General features: G+C 45.7%; 1 protein-coding gene. It reads left to right on the top strand.

All coding sequences use genetic code 11. The features are described 5' to 3' along the window. Positions 1–433 (top strand): PfkB family carbohydrate kinase (locus ACLWS4_RS37505; protein ID WP_416876502.1); only part of this gene is annotated, 433 nt, incomplete at both ends.

Genomic DNA, 433 nt, shown 5'->3' with positions numbered 1-433 from the left:
GGAACCGGTTACACATTGCGGTTCCGGCACCGCGCATATTACGTTGGCGGAAGGGGACAACAGTATTATTTTTGTCAAAGGAGCAAACGATTTTGTCACACCGGATTATGTGAAAAAGGCAAAAGAAGCGTTTGAAGGCTCTTCTATTGTCTTAATCCAGCAGGAAATCCCGTACGAAACAGTTGAATATGTCGCGAAACTTTGCGAAAAAAACCAGATTCCGCTCTTGTTAAACCCTGCGCCGGCGCAAAAAATTTCCCCAGCGATTCTTGAAAAAACGGCATACTTGACGCCAAATGAGCATGAGTGCAATGTCCTTTTCAACGGGATAGGCAGGTCCGAAGCGCTAAAACGACATCCAAACCGGTTAATCATTACAGAAGGGAAGAACGGGGCAAGATTTTATGACGGAAGAGAAGAGATTGTCGTGCCA

Source organism: Kitasatospora sp. SC0581, assembly GCF_048159585.1.
In the GTDB taxonomy this organism is placed as follows: domain Bacteria; phylum Actinomycetota; class Actinomycetes; order Streptomycetales; family Streptomycetaceae; genus Kitasatospora.
The sequence above is the reverse complement of the archived record's forward strand: the minus strand, read 5'-3'. Positions and strand labels throughout refer to the sequence as shown.